The 23,317-nt window shown below is 69.8% G+C and carries 21 protein-coding genes; 11 read left to right on the forward strand and 10 right to left on the reverse strand.

The window, feature by feature from the left end; all coding sequences use genetic code 11:
• Positions 1 to 61: 61 nt before the first annotated feature.
• On the forward strand, positions 62 to 1,483 hold the full coding sequence (locus NI26_RS02600) for an O-antigen ligase family protein (RefSeq protein ID WP_066652083.1): 1,422 nt from the start codon (positions 62 to 64) through the stop codon (positions 1,481 to 1,483).
• 164 nt (positions 1,484 to 1,647) lie between these two features.
• Here the strand turns inward: NI26_RS02600 and NI26_RS02605 are convergent, their stop codons facing one another.
• Genes NI26_RS02605 through NI26_RS02620 form a run of 4 tightly spaced genes read right to left on the reverse strand, consistent with a single transcriptional unit; the run spans position 1,648 to position 5,625 of the window.
• Complete coding sequence (locus tag NI26_RS02605; RefSeq protein ID WP_144411222.1) at positions 1,648 to 2,598, reverse strand: glycosyltransferase family protein; 951 nt, start codon at positions 2,596 to 2,598, stop codon at positions 1,648 to 1,650.
• The gene (locus tag NI26_RS02610; RefSeq protein ID WP_066652087.1) at positions 2,595 to 3,470 is read right to left on the reverse strand and encodes a glycosyltransferase; all 876 of its coding nucleotides are present in this window, start codon (positions 3,468 to 3,470) and stop codon (positions 2,595 to 2,597) included. Before NI26_RS02610 ends, NI26_RS02605 begins: the two co-directional genes overlap by 4 nt.
• Complete coding sequence (locus NI26_RS02615) at positions 3,467 to 4,534, reverse strand: glycosyltransferase (RefSeq protein WP_066652089.1); 1,068 nt, start codon at positions 4,532 to 4,534, stop codon at positions 3,467 to 3,469. Before NI26_RS02615 ends, NI26_RS02610 begins: the two co-directional genes overlap by 4 nt.
• A complete protein-coding gene (locus NI26_RS02620; protein WP_200884128.1) occupies positions 4,531 to 5,625 on the reverse strand; it encodes a glycosyltransferase in 1,095 nt (364 codons plus the stop codon). The genes NI26_RS02615 and NI26_RS02620 overlap by 4 nt, the downstream gene beginning before the upstream one ends.
• A gap of 144 nt (positions 5,626 to 5,769) precedes the next feature.
• On the opposite strand from NI26_RS02620, the gene NI26_RS02625 reads away from it, so the two are divergent.
• Positions 5,770 to 7,590: a DUF4012 domain-containing protein gene (locus NI26_RS02625; RefSeq protein ID WP_144411223.1), complete on the forward strand. Its 1,821-nt coding sequence runs from the start codon at positions 5,770 to 5,772 to the stop codon at positions 7,588 to 7,590.
• Positions 7,591 to 8,029: 439 nt separating this feature from the next.
• The gene (locus NI26_RS02630) at positions 8,030 to 8,587 is read left to right on the forward strand and encodes a hypothetical protein (protein WP_066652095.1); all 558 of its coding nucleotides are present in this window, start codon (positions 8,030 to 8,032) and stop codon (positions 8,585 to 8,587) included.
• A gap of 94 nt (positions 8,588 to 8,681) precedes the next feature.
• Here NI26_RS02630 and NI26_RS17260 read toward each other — a convergent pair whose 3' ends face one another.
• A complete protein-coding gene (locus NI26_RS17260) occupies positions 8,682 to 8,810 on the reverse strand; it encodes a hypothetical protein (protein WP_268746769.1) in 129 nt (42 codons plus the stop codon).
• A 52-nt stretch (positions 8,811 to 8,862) separates the two neighbouring features.
• Positions 8,863 to 9,753 carry a VanZ family protein gene (locus NI26_RS16085; protein WP_144411224.1) on the reverse strand — a complete coding sequence of 297 codons (891 nt, stop codon included), beginning with the start codon at positions 9,751 to 9,753 and terminating at the stop codon, positions 8,863 to 8,865.
• A gap of 271 nt (positions 9,754 to 10,024) precedes the next feature.
• Between NI26_RS16085 and NI26_RS02640 the strand changes: the two genes are divergently transcribed.
• The 3 genes from NI26_RS02640 (at position 10,025) to NI26_RS02650 (ending at position 16,621) form a co-directional block, all read left to right on the forward strand.
• A complete protein-coding gene (locus NI26_RS02640; RefSeq protein ID WP_066652101.1) occupies positions 10,025 to 10,351 on the forward strand; it encodes a hypothetical protein in 327 nt (108 codons plus the stop codon).
• A gap of 113 nt (positions 10,352 to 10,464) precedes the next feature.
• Entirely contained in the window at positions 10,465 to 10,794 is a 330-nt protein-coding gene (locus tag NI26_RS02645; RefSeq protein ID WP_144411225.1) for a hypothetical protein, read from the forward strand.
• 268 nt (positions 10,795 to 11,062) lie between these two features.
• The gene (locus NI26_RS02650) at positions 11,063 to 16,621 is read left to right on the forward strand and encodes an Ig-like domain-containing protein (protein ID WP_081984612.1); all 5,559 of its coding nucleotides are present in this window, start codon (positions 11,063 to 11,065) and stop codon (positions 16,619 to 16,621) included.
• A 152-nt stretch (positions 16,622 to 16,773) separates the two neighbouring features.
• Here the strand turns inward: NI26_RS02650 and NI26_RS02655 are convergent, their stop codons facing one another.
• Both NI26_RS02655 and NI26_RS02660 read right to left on the reverse strand, forming a co-directional pair.
• Positions 16,774 to 17,505 carry an SOS response-associated peptidase gene (locus tag NI26_RS02655; protein WP_081984614.1) on the reverse strand — a complete coding sequence of 244 codons (732 nt, stop codon included), beginning with the start codon at positions 17,503 to 17,505 and terminating at the stop codon, positions 16,774 to 16,776.
• Positions 17,506 to 17,553: 48 nt separating this feature from the next.
• The gene (locus tag NI26_RS02660; protein ID WP_066652105.1) at positions 17,554 to 18,222 is read right to left on the reverse strand and encodes a hypothetical protein; all 669 of its coding nucleotides are present in this window, start codon (positions 18,220 to 18,222) and stop codon (positions 17,554 to 17,556) included.
• 54 nt (positions 18,223 to 18,276) lie between these two features.
• Here NI26_RS02660 and NI26_RS02665 point away from each other — a divergent pair, with 54 nt between their 5' ends.
• The gene (locus tag NI26_RS02665) at positions 18,277 to 18,660 is read left to right on the forward strand and encodes a YchJ family protein (protein ID WP_066652107.1); all 384 of its coding nucleotides are present in this window, start codon (positions 18,277 to 18,279) and stop codon (positions 18,658 to 18,660) included.
• Between the two features lie 44 nt (positions 18,661 to 18,704).
• On the opposite strand, the gene NI26_RS02670 is transcribed toward NI26_RS02665, so the two are convergent.
• Complete coding sequence (locus NI26_RS02670) at positions 18,705 to 19,571, reverse strand: shikimate dehydrogenase family protein (RefSeq protein ID WP_066652109.1); 867 nt, start codon at positions 19,569 to 19,571, stop codon at positions 18,705 to 18,707.
• 58 nt (positions 19,572 to 19,629) lie between these two features.
• Between NI26_RS02670 and NI26_RS02675 the strand changes: the two genes are divergently transcribed.
• Positions 19,630 to 20,646: an iron-siderophore ABC transporter substrate-binding protein gene (locus NI26_RS02675; protein ID WP_066652111.1), complete on the forward strand. Its 1,017-nt coding sequence runs from the start codon at positions 19,630 to 19,632 to the stop codon at positions 20,644 to 20,646.
• 210 nt (positions 20,647 to 20,856) lie between these two features.
• Here NI26_RS02675 and NI26_RS02680 read toward each other — a convergent pair whose 3' ends face one another.
• Positions 20,857 to 21,264 carry a DUF1304 domain-containing protein gene (locus NI26_RS02680; RefSeq protein WP_200884129.1) on the reverse strand — a complete coding sequence of 136 codons (408 nt, stop codon included), beginning with the start codon at positions 21,262 to 21,264 and terminating at the stop codon, positions 20,857 to 20,859.
• A gap of 88 nt (positions 21,265 to 21,352) precedes the next feature.
• Here NI26_RS02680 and NI26_RS02685 point away from each other — a divergent pair, with 88 nt between their 5' ends.
• Genes NI26_RS02685 through NI26_RS02695 form a run of 3 tightly spaced genes read left to right on the forward strand, consistent with a single transcriptional unit; the run spans position 21,353 to position 23,309 of the window.
• Positions 21,353 to 21,673, forward strand: coding sequence for a chorismate mutase (locus tag NI26_RS02685; RefSeq protein WP_066652113.1), 321 nt, complete (start codon positions 21,353 to 21,355; stop codon positions 21,671 to 21,673).
• On the forward strand, positions 21,670 to 22,797 hold the full coding sequence (locus tag NI26_RS02690) for a lactonase family protein (RefSeq protein WP_066652120.1): 1,128 nt from the start codon (positions 21,670 to 21,672) through the stop codon (positions 22,795 to 22,797). The genes NI26_RS02685 and NI26_RS02690 overlap by 4 nt, the downstream gene beginning before the upstream one ends.
• Positions 22,798 to 22,856: 59 nt before the next feature.
• Entirely contained in the window at positions 22,857 to 23,309 is a 453-nt protein-coding gene (locus NI26_RS02695) for a GNAT family N-acetyltransferase (RefSeq protein ID WP_235426456.1), read from the forward strand.
• The last annotated feature ends 8 nt before the right edge of the window (positions 23,310 to 23,317 follow it).

Consider the following 23,317-nt stretch of genomic DNA (forward strand, 5'->3'; position numbering starts at 1 on the left):
GGTAGCCTAGAGGATCCCACGGGGGTGTTGAGAGGTAGTCACTGCCGGTAGGGTCAGCGCTGTGCAGAGAATCATCATCCCGGCGGGGAGCGTGGTCGCGACGCTTCTCGCGGCCTACGCGATCGTGCAGTCGCCCCTGGCCCTGGTTCCTCTGCTCGCAGTGGGCGTCGTTCTGCTCTTGCTCATGCGGCCGACCTGGTCGATCTACCTGGCATTGATACTGTCGAGTATCGCGCTCCCAGCGGCGTTGCCTACGACGTTCGAACTGGCCGGCGCCACGCTGCACGCGCACGAGCCGTTCCTCCTCGTCGCTCTTGTCTACTCCTTGACGCAGTACCCAAGTACCCGTAGATCGAACCTGATCGTTCTTGCGTTCGCAGCATCCATCGCTGTCGCACTGCTCGTTGGTTTCGCGCAACAGAACGCGGTGTCGAAGATCCTCTACGACGTGCGCCCTCTACTTGAGTGCGTTGCCGCCGCCATGATCGCGTCCCGCATCTTCGGGACGCCTCTCGGGCATCAATGCTTCAAGGTGCTCGGATGGGTGCTCTGGATATCGGCCGCGGTCACCCTCGCGGGAGCGACGACGGGCCTCGAGGTTGGCGGTCGTACAGAGGACGCTTCACTGACCTTGGTGTCGGGTAACAGCGCGGCAGCGACGCGTCTTCTCACCGAGGCGACCTTCCCGGCTCTCGCAGTCCTGTGCGCCGTCGTAGCGCTCTCCGTCGCGGGACGTATCCGGATCGTTGACTCGTGGATGCTCAGTGCGCCGGCACTCCTGATCACAGTGCTCAGCTTCTCGCGCAACTCGATCCTTGCTGTTGCGGTTGCCATCCTCTTCGCAGTCGTCGCTAGTCGAAGCGTCGGCTCCTTCGTGCGCGGTTCCCTCATCGTCATCACGGCTCTTTCGGTCTTCGGGCTCCTCGTCTTGTTGGGACCCGTGCTCTCAACGCTCCCTGGCGGTGACTTCGTCAATACGCAGGTACACAGCTACAGCGATCGAGTCATCGGCGGGCTCACTTCGACAGTTCAGTCCACCGACCCGTCCGTTCAGTTCCGTGCTCGGGAGAACTCGTTCCTGATGCAGGGATTCCTCTCGTCACCGTTCATTGGCCACGGTTTCGGGTATGCCTACAAGCCGTCCACGGGCACCGCAAGCTTCCTCGTGGACTATGCGCCGTACTTCGCCCACAACTTCTACGGATGGGTCGCAGTCAAGGGCGGAGCGGTGAGCGTTCTACTACTCGTCGCTAGTTTCGCGAGCCCCCTGCTGCGCGCGGCAAAGTGCGCCTCGACTTCGACCTTCGCGCTTGCGACTGCCTTCGTCGCCATGCTCGCGGTATCGATCGTCGCCCCGGTTGCTTTGAGCACAAACTCCGCTGTGCTGTTCGGCGGTCTTCTCGGCGCACTCGCGGCTTCGACGGACAGGAACTCCCGGAACGAGCCAGTTGTCGAAACGCTTCCGGTGCTTGCGACACGCTGATTCGATACGCCGTTCACAAGGTGCGGACCACGCTGCGGAGCGTTCATCGTGCTGCATCGTCGCAACAACTGAGATTGCTGTGGTCCAACCTGTCTGCCGGGGCGACCGGTCGTCGTGCGGGTCGAGCGTTCTGATCAGGGCGCAAGCGCCCGCCGGTGAAGTAGCTACATCGCTGCCCATTCGTGCGCGGCGCGCCCTCTTGCCTGGGCGGATATCGAGGTCATTTCGTGTTCGGATACACCGAGCGCTGCGCGGATGGCGCGGATCCAGTCAGCGGATGACGACTCCGCCAGCAAATCGAGCCTCTCGGAAAGTAGATCAGACAATGAACTGTCTGAGGGGCCGACAAACGGCGTCCCGGTCTCGAGACACCGAACCGCGACGCCGCTCTGGAAGAAGCGGCGGTACGGGATGAGCACGACCGAGGCTGAACGGATGAGGTCGTCGAGTTCTGCTTCCGGAACGAAGCGGTCGTCGACCTCCCAGCCGGCCACCTTCGGCCAGCCTCGACCCGTGATCGTGCACCGTGACGCGGGATGTTCCGCAGCGATCGATCGCAGGAGATCGGTATCTCGGTCCGCCTTGTACTGCCCGAGGACCCGTATGACCGTGTGCTCCGGGCGCTGTCGCTGCAGGTCCGGTTCGAGGATCGGATGGGGAAGCACGCGGATCGTTGCACGAGGGAGCGCCCGCCGCACTTCGTCCGATGCTTGATGGCTCAGGACGATGATCTTCGCGTGGCGACCCAGGGTGCGTGCTGCGGAACGAGCCAGCTTGCCGTACCCGACTGCACGGACCAGCGGTACGGGATCATGCACGGTCAGCCAGGAGTTGGGAAGGACAACCGCCGTCAGCAGAAGGTCCAGGTAGCCGAGCACCGGCCAGGTGATGATCGCGGTACTTCCGGGCGCCCGGCGTTGCCGGGAACGAGCGATCATCAGGGATTTGATGTACCTGCTCACCCAGCGGTAGCGAGACTCATGGCTCACCGATGGTTCCTCGAACTCGAGGACCAGCGGGTCCTGCAGCGATTCCCGCAGGACGCTGACGAGTTCCGAACGGTAGTGGAGAAGTGCACCACCGAGAGGGTTGATCACCAGTGTGCGCCGCGTCAACGGGTCATCCTCTCGGTCAGACCTCGAACGATTCCCTTCACCACGTCGATGACAGGTCGCAAGGATCTCCTCCGAACCACAAGAGGTAGCGCCATTCTCAAGGCGACGAACGGCAGTAGTACCAGGCGTCGAGATTCGCCGTTGAGACGGTGCAGAAGCGCGAGGTTCCGTCCGAAGTACAACATGGGCGTGCCGTTCGAGCTCTGGCGAACCCTTGCCTCAGGAACCCAAACGACCTCGAAACCGGCTCGAGCTATCCGAAGGTGGAGGTCAACCTCTTCGACGTACATGAAGAAGACTTCGTTGACCCGAAGTTCTGACAGCAGCTGCGCTCTGTAGAGGACGAACGCGCCGTCGAGCCACTCTCGACGAGTTGGTGACCCCGACTGCTGCACCGCGTGGACGTCCGCTCGATGATCGTGGTGCCGCGGTACTCTCGCCCACCGTGTGAACCGTCCACCGGTCGACCACACCTTGTCCGCGCCGTCCACCCTGCTGATGAGGGTCGGACCGGCGGCACCGATGTTCGGTGCAGAGCGAACCGCGTCGACGAGGGCGCCTACAGAACCGTCGGCAATCTCAACCTCGTGCGTTGCGACGAGGAGGAGATCGTACGTTGCGTGCGCCTGGAGCTCTCGCACACCGGCGTTCACAGCGGCACCGTATCCGTGATTTGCCACGCTGAGCAGTCGGGTTGAACCCGGCAGGAGCGTCCTGAGTCGGTCTTCGGAATCGTCTTGATCGCTGTTGTCGACAACGACGATGTTCTCTGGCGCCACCCCCTCGTGCACCAGGTCGGACAGTACTTTCTCGATTGTTTCGTAGCTGCGGTGATGAACGACGATTGCTCCGAGGACCTTCTTCGTCGTCATGATGCCGCCTCGGTGCTTCGCCGCAGCCAATGGTCCGCTGCAACACGGCCATCGAACTGCGGTAGCGCCCGGATCACTTCGGCCGGATGCAGCGGCGCATCGAGGGCTGCGGCAAGGGCACCCGCGAGAGCGTCGATCTGCTCCACGTGATGACCGTTCGTGACGAGCCAGTCTGCTAGGCCCGTGTCCGGGGTGCTCACCACCGTCACTCCGGCCCGCAGCGCTTCCTTGATCGGCAGCCCGATCTGTTCGCGCCAGCGGCCTTCTCGGAGGGACGGGGCCGCGAGCACGGAGCTCTGGGTGAGGATGTCGTGAACCTGATCGTGTGGAAGTTGTCCGAGGAATATTCGTTGCGCTGGGTTCTTGTCCGACCAGGTGCGGACCTCTGAGACGAGCTCCCCGTTCCCGATGATCCGGATCTGCCGATCCGCGTGACCCGTTTCGATCATTTCCCAAGCCTTCATCAGTGCGGGAACCCCCTTGCGTGTCTCGAGCGCACCCACGAAGACCGCGCCGCGCCGGTCTTCGGGCAGCGCAGGTCCGGTCGGCCGTCCAGGAAGTTCCTCGATCAGAGTGGAGTGCATCCCCCGGACGAGCGGCAAGCTCTGGTACGCCCGACGGGACCCTTCTGACCCGTAGACGACGGCATCGATCAACCAACGAGCGGAGAGTCCGAGGGCTCCGCGCAGAGGAGCGGAGATCCACCTCGGAACTTTGCGTGTGCCGAGCAGGGCAGTCTCAGGATCGTTGTTCTCGATGGCATAGAAGACACGTCTGGCCGATCGCCGCGATGTCAACTTGTGAACCACCAGCAGCGCGAGCGTGCGCGGAAGTTCGCGAGCCCAGAGAAGCTCGGGTACTTCAAGCGTCTCAACCTCCGCGAAGGCCAGTGTCAGAAGGGCCTTGAGGGTCGACATCGGAACGAAAGCCGGAGCAACCTCGCCGGTGATGTCGTAGTTCGTCTTGAAGTACCAACCTTCTGCTGGCACCAGCTGCTCGTGTCGCTCCACCTGCGCAGCCCTGAGCTCAGGGTAGATGCGGACAGAACGACCGCCTGCCGTCATCGTCGCTTCTCGTCCATCAACCTGCTCAGTGCGAGCTCGTAAGCAGCGCACACTCCGTCCCACGAATAGTCCTGCACCGCACGATCTCTGGCTGCTCGTCCGAACTGATCCTGCTCTGGCGCCTGCATCATCGTCTCGACTCCTCTGACGATTGCATCCGTTGTCGCCTCGACGAAGATTCCTGTCTCGCCGAGTGTCTCTCGGTTGTACGGCGTATCCCGGGCCACCGTGGGGGCACCGCTCGCCATCGCCTGCACGAGCGCTGGGTTCGTCCCACCGACGCTGTGGCCATGGAAGTACGCGCCTGCGTGCTGCCAGAGCGAGCGCAGCTTGTCGTCGTTGTTGACGTGGCCGAGCCAGTGCACGTTCTCGGAGTTTGCGCTCAGCTGTCGAGCTGCTTCATCCAGATGGCCGTTGAAACCGTCACTACCCACGATGACGACAGGCCAGCGGCCTTCGAGCTGCCGGGCCGCGGAGAAGAACTCGTTGACGCTGTTCTCCGGAACGAAGCGTGCGACGTAGAGCACGTACCCCCGGTGCTGCAGACCGTCCTCCACGTCGAGGGCTTCGTGCGTGTCACCGCCGTACGGGATGAACGTGCCGCCCACCCCGAAGTCCCTTCTCCAGCGGTCGCCGATGGCCCGAGCGTCGAAGACGAGTTCATCCGCCCAGCGGGCAGACATCGCTGCGCCTGAGCGGAAGACCGCTTTGGCGACTCGGTTCCACTTGGCGCGGTCCCACTCGATACCGTCGACGTTGAGCAGCGAAGGGATGCCCCGCGCCCGTAACGCCGGCAAGAAGAAGCCATTTGCGACGTTCATGATCAGGGCCACATCGGGCTTGTTGACGAGAGCCGAAGCGGACGCAGTCGCGCCGAAGGAGAGCGTGCTGAGGGACTTCGAGTTGAGGCCCCATGTGTACTTGCTCCGGACGTCTGGATGCGCCGACGGGTCAGTCTCGGTGACCGACCCTCGCCGCCCGTAGACGGTGACGTCCCAGCCGGCTTCGACCAGGTAAGGCGCGAGGCGACGCACGGCTGTCTCGAATCCGCCGTAGTAGCTCGGATAACCGCGTGTGCCGATGATGGCCACAGATCGACGCACAGATCGCTCCGCTCTTGGGTGCAAGGACTTTCATCGTAGAGGGCAATACGAAGTGACCCTCATCATCGATGCTCTGGACGCGGCTGGTCTGGCTGCGACGTCGAACGAATCCTCACCCTTAGACTGAGCCGCATGTCCGACCAGCCCGAGTCGCGACGCGCTGCAGGGAGCCGGGGGTCCAGGGCCCGCGTCGTCTTGTGGACCGTCCTGGCCGTCGTCCTCCTGCTGATCCTCGCCGCCGTCTGGGTGGGGGTGCGCGGTGTGCTCGCCAAGGGGCATCTCGAACGGGCGGTCTCTGACGTCAGCACGCTGCGGTCGCAGTTGACGGACGCGGACACGAGTGCGGCGCAGCAGACCGCGAAGCGCCTGGAGGACGAGGCGTCCGCGGCCCGGTCGCTCACCGGGGACGCGGTGTGGGGCGCAGCCCAGTACGTCCCGTTCTTCGGGACGAACCTGCGTGCTGTGCGCGAGGTCGCCGTGGTCGTCGACGATGTGGCCGACGGTGCGGTGAGTCCCGTCGCCGGCGTCGTCGGTGGGCTCGGCGTCGACTCGTTCGCGCCGAAGGACGGCAAGGTCGACCTCGATCCACTCGTCACCGCGCAGCCGGCGGTCGCGCAGGCGGCCGAGACGCTGACGAAGGCCGACCGCGATGCGCAAGCGATCGACACGAGCGGCACGCTCTCGCCGGTGACGTCTGCGGTCAACCAGCTGCGGAACGCCGTGCAGTCCGCGTCGACGCAGGTCGACACGGCCAACCGCGTCGTGCAGCTCGCACCGGCGATGCTCGCTCGGGACGGCGAACGCAACTACGTGCTCCTGTTCCAGAACAACGCGGAGCTCCGAGCAGGCGGGGGCATCCCGGGTGCCGTCGCGCTGCTCAAGGTGCAGGACGGGTCGATCAAGCTCGAGAACCAGGCCGCGGGTTCGTCCTTCGGCCCCTACGAGCAGCCGGTGCTTCCGCTCGAGTCAGACACGGCCAGCCTGTACGGGGACATCACCGGCAGGTACATGCAGGACGTCAACCTCACACCACGCTTCGATGTCACTGCGCAGCTCGCCCGTGAGATGTGGAAGCAGAAGTTCGGGCAGGAGGTCGACGGAGTCCTCGCGATGGACCCGGTGACGCTGAGCTACATGCTCCGGGCGACGGGGCCGGTGCAGCTGGCGACCGGTGAGACCCTCACCTCGGACAACGCTGTCCAACTGCTGCTGAGCGACGTCTACGCCAAGTACCCGGATCCCGCGGTCCAGGACGTCTTCTTCGCCTCAGCCGCGAGCGCGGTCTTCGACAAGGTGTCGAGCGGTGGCTTCGACGCGAAGCGGTTCATCGGAGCGCTGACCCAGGGGACCGACGAGGGGCGCCTCCGTCTGTGGAGCGCGTCGGAGGACGAGCAGCGGCGGCTCGACGGGACGCCGCTGGCCGGCGAGCTTCCCACCGCGTCTCGAGAGACCCGGCAGTTCGGCGTCTACCTGAACGACGGCACCGCCGCGAAGATGGACTACTACCTCGACAAGTCCGTGTCGGTCGGATCGTCGGTCTGCCGGCAGGACGGCCGTCCGACCTCCGTGGTCGAGGTCACCCTGAAGAACACCGCACCGGCCGACGCCGCAACGAGTCTCCCCGAGTACGTCACGGGCGGTGGCATCTTCGGTACCGAGCCCGGGAAGATCAAGACGCTCCTCGCGGTCTACGCGCCGGAGAACGCCATCTACCTCGGCTCGACGCAGGACGGCAAGCAGGTCGGCGTGCAGACGGCGACGGACGGTGGGCACCCGGTCGCGCAGCTGCAGACACTGCTCGGACCGGGGGAGAGCACGACGTTCCGGGTCGCGTACCTCGGGGACGCGAAGTTCGCGAACGCCGGTGTCGAGGCGATCTCGACGCCGGGCGTCGAGCAGGGCAAGGTCGAGCCCCTGCGGTTCGAGTGCAAGGACCCGATCCCCGCGAGCTGAGCGCGAACCATACGTCCGCGCCTCGTCCACGGACCGGAGGCGACGGCGTGTCGAGCCGCGTAGCGCGATTCGAGCTGTCCCCAGAGTGGGGGGTCTGGACTTTCCTGAGCACCCGGCTCAGCCGGTCCCAGGTGGGACTGCGCGCGGCCCGGCGCTGTCGGAGGTAGTACCCGCAATGGCCTCTCAACTGGGTTTTTCGCCGGGGAGGGACGCCTCCTGACGGGGTGTCGAGCGATGCAGAGGTGTCCCTGATGCGCACCGGGATCGGCTCGATCTCGAAAAAGTTTCGGATCTGGTGGCAACAACCTGAGGATTCCCGCTAGATTGAGGGAACTTCGCCATAGCGACCGCTTGCTCCTTCACGGCTTGCGTTTGGGGGGAGTGCCACGGGCTCTGGGTGTCAGGGTCTGCAGGATCAGATTCTTAGGGGAAACACTTCATGAAGAAGCTCATCGCAGCTGCCGTCCTCGCGGGCGCAGCGTTCATCGCCATCCCGACCGCGGCGAACGCTGCCGGCTACGCGCCGGACTCGAGCGTCTCCGTCTCGGGCAGCTACGTCGCGGGCGGCACCGCCAACGTCAGCTTCACCGACGGTGCATTCCAGAACGGCGAGACCGTCAACGTCCAGGTGACCGGCGCCGGCGCCGTGACCCTCGGTGCGCTGCCGACCACGACGGTCTCGAAGGCCTACACGGCTTCGCCGACCGGCGCGCTCGTCGTCAAGGTCACCTTCCCGGCCGGTGCTTCGGGTACCTACAACCTGACCGCCACGGGCGCCACCTCGGGCGTCGTCGGCCTCGCCTCGTTCACCGTCGCCCCCGGCGACACCGCCGTCACGGTCGGTTCGAACGGCAACTCCGGCACCCCCGGCCAGCTCGCCTTCACCGGTGGCACCATCTCGACGCTCGGCCTCTGGGCTGCCGGCGGCGCCATCGTTCTCGGTGGTGGCCTCCTGGTCGCCCGCAAGTCGGTCCGTCGTCAGCACGACGCCGCCTGAGCACAGCTGAACTGAACGAAGCCCCCGGCACCTCGGTGCCGGGGGCTTCGTGCTGTCGTCGATGGAGGAACGAGGACGGGTCAGGTCGGACGGATCAGGTGACGACCAGGGCGATCGCCACGACGGCGATCACGACGAGCGGCGCGACGATCCACAGCCACCAGGGGAAGGTCGACGGCCGGCGGTAGGGGCGATGGTGCTTCCGATCGGGGTTCGGGTCCATGCGCTGACCGTAGGCCGCGCACGGGCCGAGCGGTTCGTCCGTCGTCAGATCGTCACACTGCGGCCCGCGACTGTCCGCGAGCCGCGCTCACGCGGGCCCGCCCCAGCACCACGATCCCCAGCAGGACCCCGAGCACCGCTCCGGAGGTGTTCGACAGCACGTCGTCCACCGACGCGAACCGCGCCGGCAGGAACAGCGCCTGCACCGTCTCGATCGCGCAGCTCGCCAAGAATCCGCCGAGCATGCCGACCCACCACGCGCGCGCGCCGAAGAGCAGCAGCACGAAGAATCCGAACGGCACGAAGAAGAGCACGTTCGCGGTGAACTCGACCGATCCGTAGTCGAGCCACTGCGGAGCGCCGAGCCGGTGCCCCGCGGCGATCGCCCGCGTCAGCCACGGGTGGATCCCTCGGTCGACGGGGGAGCCCGCCGTCGCCACGAGGACCACCAGGAGCGCGTAGGCGGCCGCGAGCGTCCACGCCACCCGCTTCGTGCGCCCCGACGCGTGCGCGGCGCGGTGTCGTGCGTGCCAGGCCGCGTCGAGCAGCGCCCCGACCGCGACCCCGACGAGGCCCGCGAGCACGACGGACCGGAACCGCTCGCCCGGGGTGGAGGACTGTGCCGCCACGACGACGGCGGCCGCCAGCACGACGACGGCGCTCACCAGGGCGCGTCTCGCCACCCCGGCCGGCCGGGAGGCCCGGCTCGCCCCCGCCAGCAGCACCGGCAGCAGGGCGGTCACCAGGGTCACCGCGATCGCGGCCACGAACCCGTCACCGAGCGTCAGGGTGCCGTGCCCGAGCGCGCGCAGCGCGCCCACGAGGTGGAGCAGCGCGGACCGGACCCGGTCCGCGACGCCGGGCACCAGCAGGACCGCGCCCACGAGCACGACCGCAGCCACCATCCCGCTGCGCACGATCGTGGTCCTCGTCCTGGTGCTCATCGGGAACGACGCTAGTGGGCCGCGCCTCCCGTCCGGGATGGACGCGAGGGGACCTCGGGAACCCGCAGGAAGCAGTTCATCCACGGAACGAGTACCCCGATCGCGCACCTGTACCCCGTTCCCGCGTCCCCCGACCCCGGAAATCCGGGGCTGTACCCCGATCCGTATGCACGAAACCCGTGAATGGACGGGCATCGCTGGCGTCGCCGGGGGACGTTCTCGTACGGTTGCACCATCACCTGATGTACCCCGGATCGCGAAGGAGAGCGACATGAGCACCACCGTCACCACCGACACCCGCGAGGTCACCCTCGACACCGACACGGTCGACGTCATCGCGATCCTCGAGGCCGAGGCAGAGCACTCCGGCCGCGCAGCACGTGCCAAGACCACGTGGACGCAGGAGGACGACGGCGAGTGGATCGCCAACTACGGCGGCTACTTCGGCGGCAGCGTCGACAAGCGCGACGGCCGCTACGTGGCCTCGGACACCTTCGGACTCGTCGTCGGCGACTTCGCCACGCTCGAAGAGGCCCAGACGAAGCTCTCGGACCAGCTCCACGTGATGCTGCCGGCCGTGATCCGTCCGGTCGCGTAGTGCCCGACGACCATCCGGCCCTCGCGGCCAGCACCACCAGCCAGACCCGTACCACCAGCACGACCCGAACCACCAGCACCGTCCAGCACCACAGCAGCACGAGGAGCACCACCATGAGCACCAGCGTCGCCAACAGCCAGCAGGCCGAGGTGACCGTGGACACGGCGACCATCGAGGTCATCACCGGCATCGCTGCCGGCGTCGTGTCCCCCGATGCACCGGCCCGGGCGCACGTCGTCTGGTCCGAGGCCGACGCGGGGCTCTGGGCGGCGAACTACGGCGGCTACTACGGCGGCGTGATCGACCAGCAGGGCGCACACTTCTTCGTGTCCGACACCTTCGGTCAGTACGTCGGCGACTTCCGCTCGCTGCACGAGGCGCAGGACCGCCTCGCCGAGCGGGTCCACCAGCTGCTGCCGGACGTGCGCCGCACGCTCGACTGAGCAACGATCCGACCGGGAGACCCGGGTCACCTCCGCCACACGCCGGACGTGACCCGGGCCTCCCGTCGTCGTGCGCCCGCCGCGACCGTCGTCGCGGGGCGGCCAGCATGCACCCCCAGTTCGAGGAGGGTCCCCCACACTGGGGACCGGTGTTGACCCCTGGTGCACTCAGTGTCCTGCCAGGATCGGGACGACGCCAGCGACCGTCCCTCTGCACGGACCGTCACGACAGCTCGGCGTCGGCATCGTCTCGACCCGAAAGTGACTCATGCTGCCTGTGCACCAGGGCACCCGTGTGCCCGGTGACGACCCTGCAGGTCGTCGCCCCCTGCCCTCCCGACGCCCCGGCCGACGTCTCGTCGCCATGCTCGGAGCCGCGCTGCTCGTCGGCGCCGGTGTGTCCGCCACCACCGCGGTCGTCGCGGCCGAGCCGGCGTCGGCTGCGGTCTCAGCGCTCGACAACGGTCGCCTCGTCTGCAACCAGAACACGCTCTACGCCGTGGACGGCACGGGCAAGGTCATCGCGGTCGACATCACCCCCACGACCGAGGCCGGGAAGAACGTCCCCGTCACCGAGCTCGGGGCCGAGGGCAACAACGGCCTGGGCATCTCGCGCGAGGGCGTCTCGATGTTCGGCGCCGCCAACGGCGGCACCGCGACCATCAAGCAGTACGACCCGAAGACCGGGCAGGTCCTCGCGACCATCCCGACCGACGGGGTGCACACCGTGATCCGCGGCGCGGTCAACCCGGTCACCGGCATCTACTACTACGGCGACGCGACCCGGATCTGGGCGTACGACCCGACAGCCGGCAAGCTGCTCGGCCAGGTCGGCACCCTGACCGGCATGACGACGACGAACTCGACCGGCGGCACCGGCGTCAACGGTGACTTCGCGTTCAGCTCGCGCGGGCTCATGTTCGTCGTGGCCGCGCACAAGGTCTACCGCGTCGACACCACCGAGCTGCCGACGACGGCGATGCCGTCGGGCGGCCGCAACCTGTCGACGACCGAGATCGGGACGCTGCCGAACGGCACGAACAGCCCCGGAATCGCCTTCTCGTCCGACGGGTACCTCTACGTCTCCTCGTCCGCGACCGCGACCAACGGTGTCAAGACGACGACGGTGTTCCAGCTCGACCCGACGTCGGGTGCCGAGCAGCGTCGCTTCGCGATCACCGGCGACTTCGGCGCGACCGACCTCGCCACCTGCAACTACGCCGACACCCTGACCGGACAGGCCTCCGTCGACGACCGCTGGAAGGACACCGACCAGTTCGCGCTGTCCATCGCCGGTCAGGGCATCCAGGCCACCACGCCCGGTGCCTCGGGCACGACGAGCGGCACCGCGACCGGTGTCCAGCCGAAGACCGCCGGTGCCCTGCTGACCACGCCGGACAAGGACTACACGGTCACGCAGCAGCCCGCCGGCACGACCGACCCCGCGGACTACGACACGACGTGGCAGGCCGTCGACCTGTCGACGAAGCGCACCGTCGCGAGCGGTACCGGCGGCACGGCGGCGTTCCGGTTCCCACAGGCGACCACCGCCGACGGCACCGACGTCGTCGTCACGTTCACCAACACGCTCAAGCTCGCGCACGTCGCGACGAAGCCCGACGCCTACAGCACCCCGGTCGGGACGAAGCTGGAGGTCGCCGCTGCCGGTGTGCTCGGCAACGACTCCGGGACGGGCCTGACCCTGCAGTCCGCGGGCGCCCCGGCACACGGCACCGTGACGACCTCGGCGGACGGGAGCTTCACCTACACCCCGGCGAAGGGCTTCTCCGGCACCGACCAGTTCACGTACACCGCGGCGGACGGTTCCGGCCGCACGTCGACGAGCACGGTCACGGTCACCGTCTCGCCCAGCGGCGCCGACGACGCCTTCTCGGTGCGCGCCGGCGGGACCGTCACGGCGGACGCAACCACGGGCCTCCTGGCCAACGACGGCGGCAGCGACCTGACCATCACGCGCCACACCGACCCGACGCACGGCACCCTCGAGCTCGGGGAGGATGGGTCCTACCGGTACACCCCGGCCCGCGGCTTCTCGGGCACCGACTCCTTCGCCTACACGGCGACCGACGGCAACGGCACCACCACGACGGCGACCGTCACCGTGACGGTGCTGCCCGCGGCCGGCGCCGACGCGATCACCGTGACCGCCGGCGGACCGACCACCGTCGGTGCCCCGGGCCTGCTCGGCAACGACCAGGGCACCGGCCTGACCGTCACCGGGTCGACCCAGCCCGCACACGGCACGGTCACCGTCGGCAAGGACGGCTCGTACACGTACACCCCGGCCGACGGCTACTCCGGTGACGACACCTTCGACTACACGGTCACCGACGGCAACGGGAAGTCCGACACCGTCACCGTGACCGTCCTCGTGCGCCCCGCGGCGGTCGACGACACGATCACGCTGCCCGCAGGCGGCACCGCCACGGCGACGACCCGCGCCGACGGCATCCTCGGCAACGACCGCGGCACCGGCCTGACGATCCGCTCGAACACCGAGCCGACGCACGGTTCGCTGACGCTGGCACCCGACGGCACCTACACCTACGTGCCCGCGACCGGGTTCTCCGGCACCGACACGTTCACCTACCAGGCCACCGACAGCGCCGGCACGGTCGTCAGCGGCTCCGTCACCGTGGTGGTCGTGCCCGTCGCGGCCGACGACCGCGCGGCGACGACGGCGAACGATCCCGTAGCGATCGACGTGGCGGCGAACGACACCGGTACCGACCTCACGCCGAGGATCGCCACGGCTCCGGCCCACGGCACCGCGGTCGTGAACGGGGACGGGGCCGTCGAGTACACCCCGGCCCGTGACTGGTCCGGCACCGACACCCTCTCCTACACGGTGTCCGACGGCTCCGGCCGGACGTCGCAGCCGGCGACCGTGACGATCGCGGTCTCGCCGACCGCCCGCCCGGACACCACCTCGACGACGGCCGGCACCCCGGTCACCGTCGCGGCGACGGCCATGACGAGCAACGACTCCGGTACCGGGCTCACCGTCATCGGCGTGGGCAAGGCCTCGAACGGCACGGTCGTGCTCGACGCGGACGGCAATGCCGTGTTCACCCCTGCCGACGGCTTCTCGGGTACCGGCTCGTTCTGGTACGACGTCCGTGACGCCTCGGGCCGCACCGACTCCACCTGGGTCGTCGTCGTGGTCGGACCGCAGGCCACCGCTGACTCCGCGACCGTCCCGGCGTCCACCACGCTGACCGTCCCCGTGGCGGAGGGCGTCCTGGCGAACGACCACGGCACCGGGCTGACCGCGACGATCGACGAGCAGCCGCTGCACGGCACGGTCGACCTCGCCGCCGACGGCTCCTACACGTACACGCCGACCGCGGACTGGTCGGGCTCGGACCGCTTCACCTACACGGCGAAGGACGCGTCCGACACCGACGAGAAGAGCACCGGGCTCGTGACCATCACCGTCACGCCCCGCACCGAGGACGACCGGATCCGCACCGCTGCCGACCAGCCCGTCACGGTGACCTCGGGTGACCTGACCGGCAACGACCACGGTTCCGGCCTCACCGTCACGTCGGTCGGGCAGCCCAGCGCCGGCACCGTCGTGCTGAACGCCGACGGCACCGTCACGTACACCCCGGCTCCGGGCACCTCGGGCACGGCGACCTTCCCGTACGGGGTCACCGGCGCGAACGACGAGCAGGCCGCGGGCACCGTCACGGTGACCATCACGCCCGTGGTCGCCGCGACCGACGCCGACGCCACCGCCGACGGCACCCTCGTGGTGCCCGCGGACGAGGGCGTGCTCGAGGGCGCGACCGGCACCGGCCTGACCGTCACCGACAACACGGACCCGGGTCACGGCACCGTCGAGGTCGGGAAGGACGGCTCGTACACGTACACGCCCGAACCGGGGTACTCCGGCAAGGACACCTTCGACGTGACGATCACCGACGGCTCCGGGAACACCACGACCGGCACCGTCACGATCACCGTCGCACCGAAGGCCGTCGACGACACCGCGACGACCACGACGGGGACCCCGGTCGACGTCGCCGTGATCGAGAACGACAAGGGCACCGCGCTCCGGGTGACCGGCATCGGCACGGCTGCGAACGGCACCGTCCGGATCTCCGACACGACCGGCACCGACGGCACGGCCGCCCGCGACACCGGCGTGACCTACACGCCCGCCGACGGGTTCTCGGGCACCGACACGGTCACCTACACGGTGACCGATGCCGCCGGCTCGACCGCGACCGCCACGGTGCGCGTCACCGTTGCACCCACCGCGACCGACGACGTGCTGCAGACCACCTCCGGCACCCCGCTCGCGCTCGGCGGGACCGTGCTGACCGGGAACGACCACGGCACCGGGCTGACGGTCACGGACCACACGGCTCCGCGTCACGGCACGGTGACCACCGCGGCGGACGGCTCGCTCGTCTACACGCCGACGACGGGCTGGTCCGGCACGGACACGTTCACCTACACGGTGACCGACGCCTCCGGGCAGACCGCGACCGCCACGGTCACGGTCCTGGTCGGCAACGTCGCGACGGCCGACCACGGCACCACCACCACGAACGGCACGCTGCGGGTGTCCGCGGCCTCGGGCGTCCTGACCGACGACTCCGGCGCGGGGCTCTGGGCGAAGATCGACCGGCAGCCGGAGCACGGCACGGTCGAGCTCCGCAAGGACGGCTCGTACGTGTACACGCCGGCTGCCGGCTTCTCGGGCACCGACACCTTCACGTACACCGCGGTGGACGCCGAGGGCTCGACATCGACCGGCCTCGTGACGATCACCGTCACCCCGGTCGCGACCGACGACCGCACCAGCACCGCCGCCGGCACCCCGGTGACCGCGGTCGACCCGGGCGTGCTCGGCAACGACCACGGCTCGGCCCTGCGGGTCGTGTCCGCGGGGACGGCTCGGCACGGCACGGTCCGCATCGCCGGCGCAGGGACGTTCGTCTACACGCCGGACCAGGGCTTCTCGGGTGTGGACTCGGTCACGTACCGCGACCACGACCTGGAGGGCCAGGCCGCGGACGCCACCGTGTGGATCACCGTCGGGATCGACGCCGTCGACGACAGCGCACGGACCGTCGCGGGCACCCCGGTCGCCCGTGACGCCCGGCACGGCCTGCTCGGCAACGACCGGGGGACCGGCCTGACCGTCGCACTCGACCGGAAGCCCGCGCACGGCACCGTCTCGGTGCAGCGCGACGGCTCGTACCTGTACGAGGCCGCGGACGGCTTCACCGGCACGGACCGGTTCACCTACACGGTGACCGACGTCTCCGGGCAGACGACGACGGCCACCGCGGTCATGACGGTCGTCGCGGCCGCCACCGCCACGGACGACTCGGGTGTCGGTGCCGTGGGCCACCCGGTCACCATCCGCCCGATCGACAACGACCACGCCAGTGGCGGAGCGCACTTCGTGGCGACCACGCTGCACCTGGTCGACCCGGCCACCGGCGCACCGACCGACCGGGTCGTCGTGCAGGGCATGGGCACCTGGCAGGTCGACCGCGGGCAGGTCGTGTTCACCCCCGAGCACGGCTGGGCAGCGCGCACCTCGATCGACTACACGGTGCTGGACAGTGCCGCGCAGCTGGTCCGCGCGACCATCGAGGTGTCCTACCCGACCGGGATCGCGGCGGTCGCGCACATCGCGAAGCTCGCCTTCACCGGCACCACGGGACTCGTCGGACTCGGCCTGGCCGCGGTCGCGATGGTCCTGGCCGGGGCGTTCCTGGTGGTCCGCCGCCGAGGTGACGGGACCGCCGTCGTGACGGGGACGCGCCGCCGCAGCGGGTCCTGACGACCGCACCCCACCACCGGACGGGAGGCCCGGATCACGTCAGCCGACAGGCGCACGTGATCCGGGCCTCCCGTCCGTCGTCCGTGGTCACGACCCGACGTCGGGTCGCCGTGCCCTCGGGGGTCAGCGGACGGGCCCGTGGTGCGCAGCGCTCACCCGATGGGTGCGATGAGCTGCGGGCCGTCGTTCCGCACGCTGTTCACCGCGCGGGAGACCTCGTACTGCTCGAGCCCGGCCGCGACCGCGAGCGACTCGTGGTCGAGCAGCGCGAGCAGGTCGTCGGAGCCGAGGTCGCCGTCGAGCCAGTCGTCGTAGCCGTCCGGGGTGAGGAACGCCGGCATCCGGTCGTGGACCTCGCCGGGCGCGACGTGTGCGTCGCGGGTGATGATCGCGAGCGACAGCCGCCACTTGTCCGGGTCGTCCTCGGGCTTCGTCGGGTCCGGCCAGGCGCTCACGATGCCCGCCATCGCCAGTGCGCCGTCGGGCTCGTGCACGAAGTGGGGCTCCTTGCCGTCCTCGCGCACGACCCACTCGTAGTACCCGAGCGCGGGGACGATGCACCGGTTCGTCGCGAAGGCCCGCTTGAACATGCCGCTCGTCGCGACCGTCTCGATGCGGGCGTTGATCGGCTTCGGCCGCTGCTTCCGGAAGTCCTTCGCCCAGCACGGCACGAAGCCCCAGCTGATCTGCGGGAGCTGGCGCTGCCCGTGGCGCTGCCGGACGGCGTACACGGGGTCGGTCGGCGCGACGTTCCAGCTCGGGGCGAGGCCGGCGTGCACCTCGCCGGTGTCCTCGTCGACGTGCTCGGTGCGCGCCGCGAGCTCACCCACGAGCTCGGGCAGCAGATCGGCCGTGGTGTCGGAGACGACGAACCTTCCACACATGCGCCCAGTGTGCCCGCCGGGGCCGACAGTGGTGCGGGCGCGCAGCCGTCACTCGCCGGGCAGGCGGACCTTCGACCCGTGCGGGTGCCGGCGCCAGAGCGGACGGTGCCCCGGCATGGGCGGTGCCGTCTCGAGCGCCGCGAGACGGGCACGTTCGGCGAGTCCGAGCCGCGCCACCATGTCCGGGAGCGTGAAGAGGTACACGAAGGGCCACAGGACCACGAAGACCTCGACCTGTCCGGAGACGAGCGCCGTGATCCCGCCGGAGGCCGCCCCCACCAGGAGCGGCCCGAGCCGCGAGAGCCGTCGCACCAGTCCACGCTGCAACAGCGGCACGTCCATCAGGACGGCCTCGCGGTCCTCGGGCGCGATCGGCCGCGCTCGCCGGCCGATGTAGGGCTGCACCGACCACCGCACGGACAGCTGCCAGTCGGGTCGCACCTGTCGCCCGTTGATCCGGAGCTCGGGACCGATCTCGCGAGCCGTCGGGAAGCACGAGAACGCCACCGCGAGGACTCCGAGCGTCGCGAAGGTGATCGCGGCGACCGGGCGGAGGACACCGGGGCCCACCCAGGCCCACGTCCACTCCGTCGCGACGAACACGACGAGGGCGACCGCGGCGACGGCTCCCGCCGACCACAGGGCGCGACGGGCCCGCGCCGGGTCGACGACCTCCCAGAGGCGCCCGCGCAACACCTGCCATCCGAGCCGGTACACGGAACCCTTCTACGCCGCGAGGCTGCGAGGACCGGCCGCTGCTAGCGTGCCCGGGTGGACGACGAACAGCGCTGCCCCTGCCTGAGCGGCAACCCCTACGGCGAGTGCTGCGGGCCCCTGCACGCCGGTGCCGCCGCCCCGACCGCCGAGCGGCTCATGCGCTCCCGGTTCACCGCATTCGCGCTCGGGCTGCCGGAGTACCTGTTGCTCACCTGGCACCCGCGCACGCGGCCGGACGAGCTGACGCTCGACCCGTCGCAGCGCTGGACGCGCCTGGACATCGTGTCGACCCGGTCGGGAGGCCCGTTCGACTCCGCAGGACAGGTCGCCTTCCGCGCGTGGTGGCGCACCGACGACGACCGCGGGACGCTCGAGGAGACGAGCGAGTTCGTCCGCGAGCAGGGGCGGTGGTTCTACGTCGACGGTGTGGTCGCCTGAACCGTGGTTCACCGTCGACGGCGTCGTCGCCTGAGCGCTGATCGTCAGGCGGTGATGGTCGCCGGCAGCCCGACCGCGAGCCGCATCGCCCGTCGGACCGCGGCCTCGTCCGGCAGCAGCTCGGTGTCGTCGCCGGACACGAAGAACCGGATCTGCCCGATCGCCTGCTCCGTCAGCATGTCGAGCCCGTTGAGCACCCGGCCCCCGGCAGCGGCCCAGCGTCCGGCCGCGGCGGTCGGCCAGGGCTCGTAGGCGACGTCGAACAGCACCGCGTCCGGCCCGGAGGGCAGCAGCTCGAGCGGATCGGCCGCGCCGCCGGGCAGCGTCGACACGAGGAACCCGTGCCGCGTCCCCGGCAGCGAGTCGATCGGCAGCACCTCGAGCGTCACCCCGAGGCGCACCGCCAGGTCCACGAGGGAGCCGGCCTTCGCGGTGTCGCGGAGGAAGAGCCGCACGTCGACCGCGCCGAGCCGCACCGCAGCCGCGAGGGCGCTCGCCGCAGTGGCCCCACCGCCGACGATCGTCGCCTCGCCCGGCAGGTGCCCGAGTGCCTCCACCGGTCGGACGATGCCCTCGACGTCGGTGTTCGCGCCGGCCAGGACGACGCGGTCGCCCTCCTGCCGGAACGCCACGGTGTTGGCCACCCCGAGCTCGTCGACGAGCGGGGTGGTGCGGTCGAGCATCGGCAGCACGTCCCGCTTGAGCGGCATGGTCAGGCTGAGCCCGCGCCAATCGGGACCCAGCCCCGCGACGAACGCGTCGAGCCCACCGGAGGCGACCTCGTGCCTCCCGTACGTGAACGGCAGCCCGAGCACGTCGTAGGCCGCCGCGTGCAGCGTGGGGGAGAGCGAGTGCGCGATGGGGGAGCCCAGCACGGCCAGCCGGGTCCGGTCGGGGTCGGTGAACTCCACGTCCGGAGCCTAGCCGCTCAGCCCCCTCGACTGGGGTGCTTAGGGTAGCCTTACCTGTGTGATCCGAACCTCCCCCTCAGCGCGCCGCGTCCGCCGCGTGCTCGCGGCCGCCGGCGCCGTCGTCGCCGCGTCCCTCGTCCTCGCCGGGTGCACCTCCGGCTCCTCGTCGCCCGCCGCGTCCGACGGCGCCTCGGGCTCGGGCGGCGCGTTCCCCGTCTCGATCCAGACCGCACTCGGCACGACCGAGATCCCCTCGCAGCCGAAGCGCGTCGTCGCCCTCGGCTGGGGTGACGCGGAGACGGCGCTCGAACTCGGCGTGCAGCCCGTCGGCGCCAGCGACTGGCTCGCCTTCGGTGGCGACGGCGTCGGGCCGTGGCTCAAGGACGCGTACACGAAGAAGCCGACGATCATCCAGACGCTCGAGCCCAGCTACGAGCAGATCCTCAAGCTCAAGCCGGACCTGATCCTCGACACGAAGAGCTCGGGCGACAAGGACCGCTACGCGAAGCTCTCCGCGATCGCGCCGACCGTCGCGGTGCCGAAGGGCGGCGCGAACTACCTCACCACCACCGAGCAGCAGGTCGACCTCGTGTCGCGTGCACTCGGCAAGGAGTCCGAGGGCAAGAAGCTGCTGACCGACCTCGACGACGCGTACGCGGCGGCGCGGAAGGCGCACCCCGAGTTCGACGGCAAGACCGCCGTCGTCGGTTCGTACACGGCGGACGGCTTCGGCGCGTACGCCTCGAAGGACAGCCGCTCCACCTTCATGCAGCAGCTCGGCTTCACCATCCCGAAGGCCGTCGACCAGCAGGCCGGCGACGCGTTCTCGGTGAGCCTGTCCGAGGAGAACCTCGACCTGCTCGACGCCGACCTGACCGTCGTCCTGCCGATCTACGTCGACGCGTCGAAGGCCGAGTCCGACCCGCTGTTCCAGAAGGTGCCGTCGGTCGAGGCCGGGCACTCCATCGTCGTCGACGACGCGGACGTGTCGAACGCGTTCTCGCTCGGCACCACCGCCGCCATCGAGTGGGCGCTGGACCGGCTGCCGGACGAGTTCGCGAAGAAGGTCGGCTGACCGACAGCCACAGGGGGAGTACGGGAGACGCCGGGTCGCGAGTCGCGACCCGGCGTCTCCCGTTGCGTGCGTCCCTCGTTGCGTGCGTGCGTGCGTGCGGGGGCGTGGCGACCGGCGGTGACGGATGGTGCGCGGTCGCCGGACGGGAGGCACGGTGCGGGCCGGCACCGCGCCTCCCGTCCGACGTCTGGTGCCGTTCCGCGCGTTCCGCTACGCGGCGGTGAAGGTGGAGCCGATGAAGGCGAAGAGCAGGGCGATGAGCGGCAGCGAGCCCTGCACGAACGCCGAGTTCAGGTACCGGCGACCCGTGCCGGCCAGGACGACCGCGGCGCCGAGCATGCTCGCGCTCGAGAACACCACGAGGGTCCACCCCGTCGCACCGCTGCCGGTGACGACCAACACGACGCCGAGGATCGCGCCGATCGCGAGGAACAGGTTGTAGAAGCCCTGGTTGAACGCGAGGGAGCGGGTGGCCTGTGCCTCGGACTCCGAGGCGATGCCGAACACGCGGCGGACGCGAGGACTCGTCCATGCGACGGACTCGAGGAAGAAGATGTACACGTGCACGAGGCCCGCGAGGACCGCACACACGCCCGAGATCACGAGCAGGACCGACATGGCCTCCATTCTCGCAGCCCCGGAGCAGTGCTCGTGTCCGCCAGTCACACCAGCCCGCTCGGCGGAGGCCCGCCGGTAGGCTCGGGCCATGAGTGCCGACGAGTCCACACCCGTCCACGACGATGCGGTCGCCGAGCTGGCGAGCATCCGGCAGAGCATCGACAACATCGACGCCGCCGTGATCCACATGCTCGCCGAGCGCTTCAAGTACACCCAGCGGGTCGGTTACCTGAAGGCCGAGGCGGGCATGCCGGCCGCCGACCCGGGGCGTGAGCAGGTGCAGGTCGCGCGGCTCCGACAGCTGGCCGCCGAGTCGCACCTCGACCCCGCCTTCGCGGAGAAGTTCCTGAACTTCATCGTCGCCGAGGTCATCCACCACCACGAGCGCATCGCCGGCGGCGAGCGGTGAGCGGGGCTGCTGCAGGGTTCCCGGCCGACGACTTCCCGCGGGATCTCGCCGACCTGCACCTGCTCGTCGGGTCGTACACGGCCACGGGCGGTGGGAACGCGACCGGCATCTCGGTCGTGCACGGGACCACCGCCTCCACCGTCGCCGTGATGGACGACCCCTCGTTCCTCGCGCTCTCCGGCGACCGGGTCTACGCCGTGTCCGAGACCGCGGACGGTCGCGTCTCGGCCTTCCGGTACGCCGGTGGTGCGCTCGAGCACCGCTGGGATGCCGACGCCGGTGGTGACGCACCCTGCCACGTGCGGGTCGACCCCTCCGGTGCGCTCGTCGTCACGAACTACGTCTCCGGCACCGTGACCGCGGTGTCGCTCGAGGCCGCTGAGTCGCACGCCGCCTCGGTGACCGCGAGCGACGGCGTCGTCGGGACCCACGGCAGCGCGGACCGGGTCGTCGTCCCCGAGTCCGCACTCGTCACCGGCGTGCTCCCCGACGTCGAGGGGCCCGTCGAGGACCGGCAGGAGGGGCCGCACGCCCACCAGTCGATCGCGACGCCCGACGGCACGGTGCTCGTCGCGGACCTCGGCGGCGACGCACTCCACGAGTTCCGGGTGACGGCTGACCCCGCGATCGACCTCGTGCGCGTGCACCACCTCGGGCCCGGGGTCGGGCCGCGGCACATGGCGTGGCTCGGGGCCGGGGCCGACGCGGATCTCGTCGTCGCGGGTGAGCTCGACGGACGCGTGTACCGCCTGCGCCGCGACGGCTCCGGGACGCTGCGGCCGATCGCCTCGGCGCCGGCGTTCGACGGCGAGGTGGGGGAGTCGCTCCTCAGCCACGTCGAGGTCGACCGGGCCGGACGGGTCGTCGTCGCGGTCCGAGGCCGGGACCTGATCGTGGTGCTCGACACCGCGGACGACGGGCTGACCGTCGTCGGGTCGGCGTCGTGCGGCGGCGTCTGGCCGCGGCACTTCGCGCAGGTGCCCGGGTACCTGCTGGTGGCCAACCAGATGTCCGACGCGATCGCCGTGCTGCCCATCGGGGCGGACGGGGTGCCGGGCGAGACCGTGGCGCAGATCGCCGTCGGGTCGCCCGCGTGCATCGTGCCGGTGCCGGCCCGGTCGTGACCGAGGTCGGGGCTGGGGCCGGCGCTGGTGCCGGGGCCGGGGATGGCGCTGGGGCGCCCGTGCCCGTGCCCGTGCCCGTGGCCGGTGCGTCGGGCGTGCTCGCCGACGGGTACCGCCTGGTGGTCGGGCCGCCGCCGCTGGACGACTACCTGCGCCTGCGACGGGACTCCGGTCTGTCACCGAAGGACGCTGCGCAGGGTGCCGGGGCGATCGCGGGGAGCTGGTCGGCCGTGCACGTCGTCGACACCGACGGGGTCCCCGTCGCCATGGGCCGCACGATCGGGGACGGCGGGTGGTACTTCCACATCGCCGACATCGCCACCGATCCGGACCACCAGCGCCGGGGGCTCGGGAGGGTCGTCGTCGAGTGGCTCGTGGCGGACATCCGGTCCCGCGCGCCGGAAGGCGCCTACATCACGCTCGTCGGGGACCCGCCCGGTCAGCGGCTCTACCGTTCGCTCGGGTTCGAGGACGTCGCGCCGAGCCTCGGGATGGCGCTGCCGCTGCGCTGAGGGAGCCG

Origin of the sequence: Curtobacterium sp. MR_MD2014 (assembly GCF_000772085.1) — a bacterium.
Lineage (GTDB): Bacteria > Actinomycetota > Actinomycetes > Actinomycetales > Microbacteriaceae > Curtobacterium.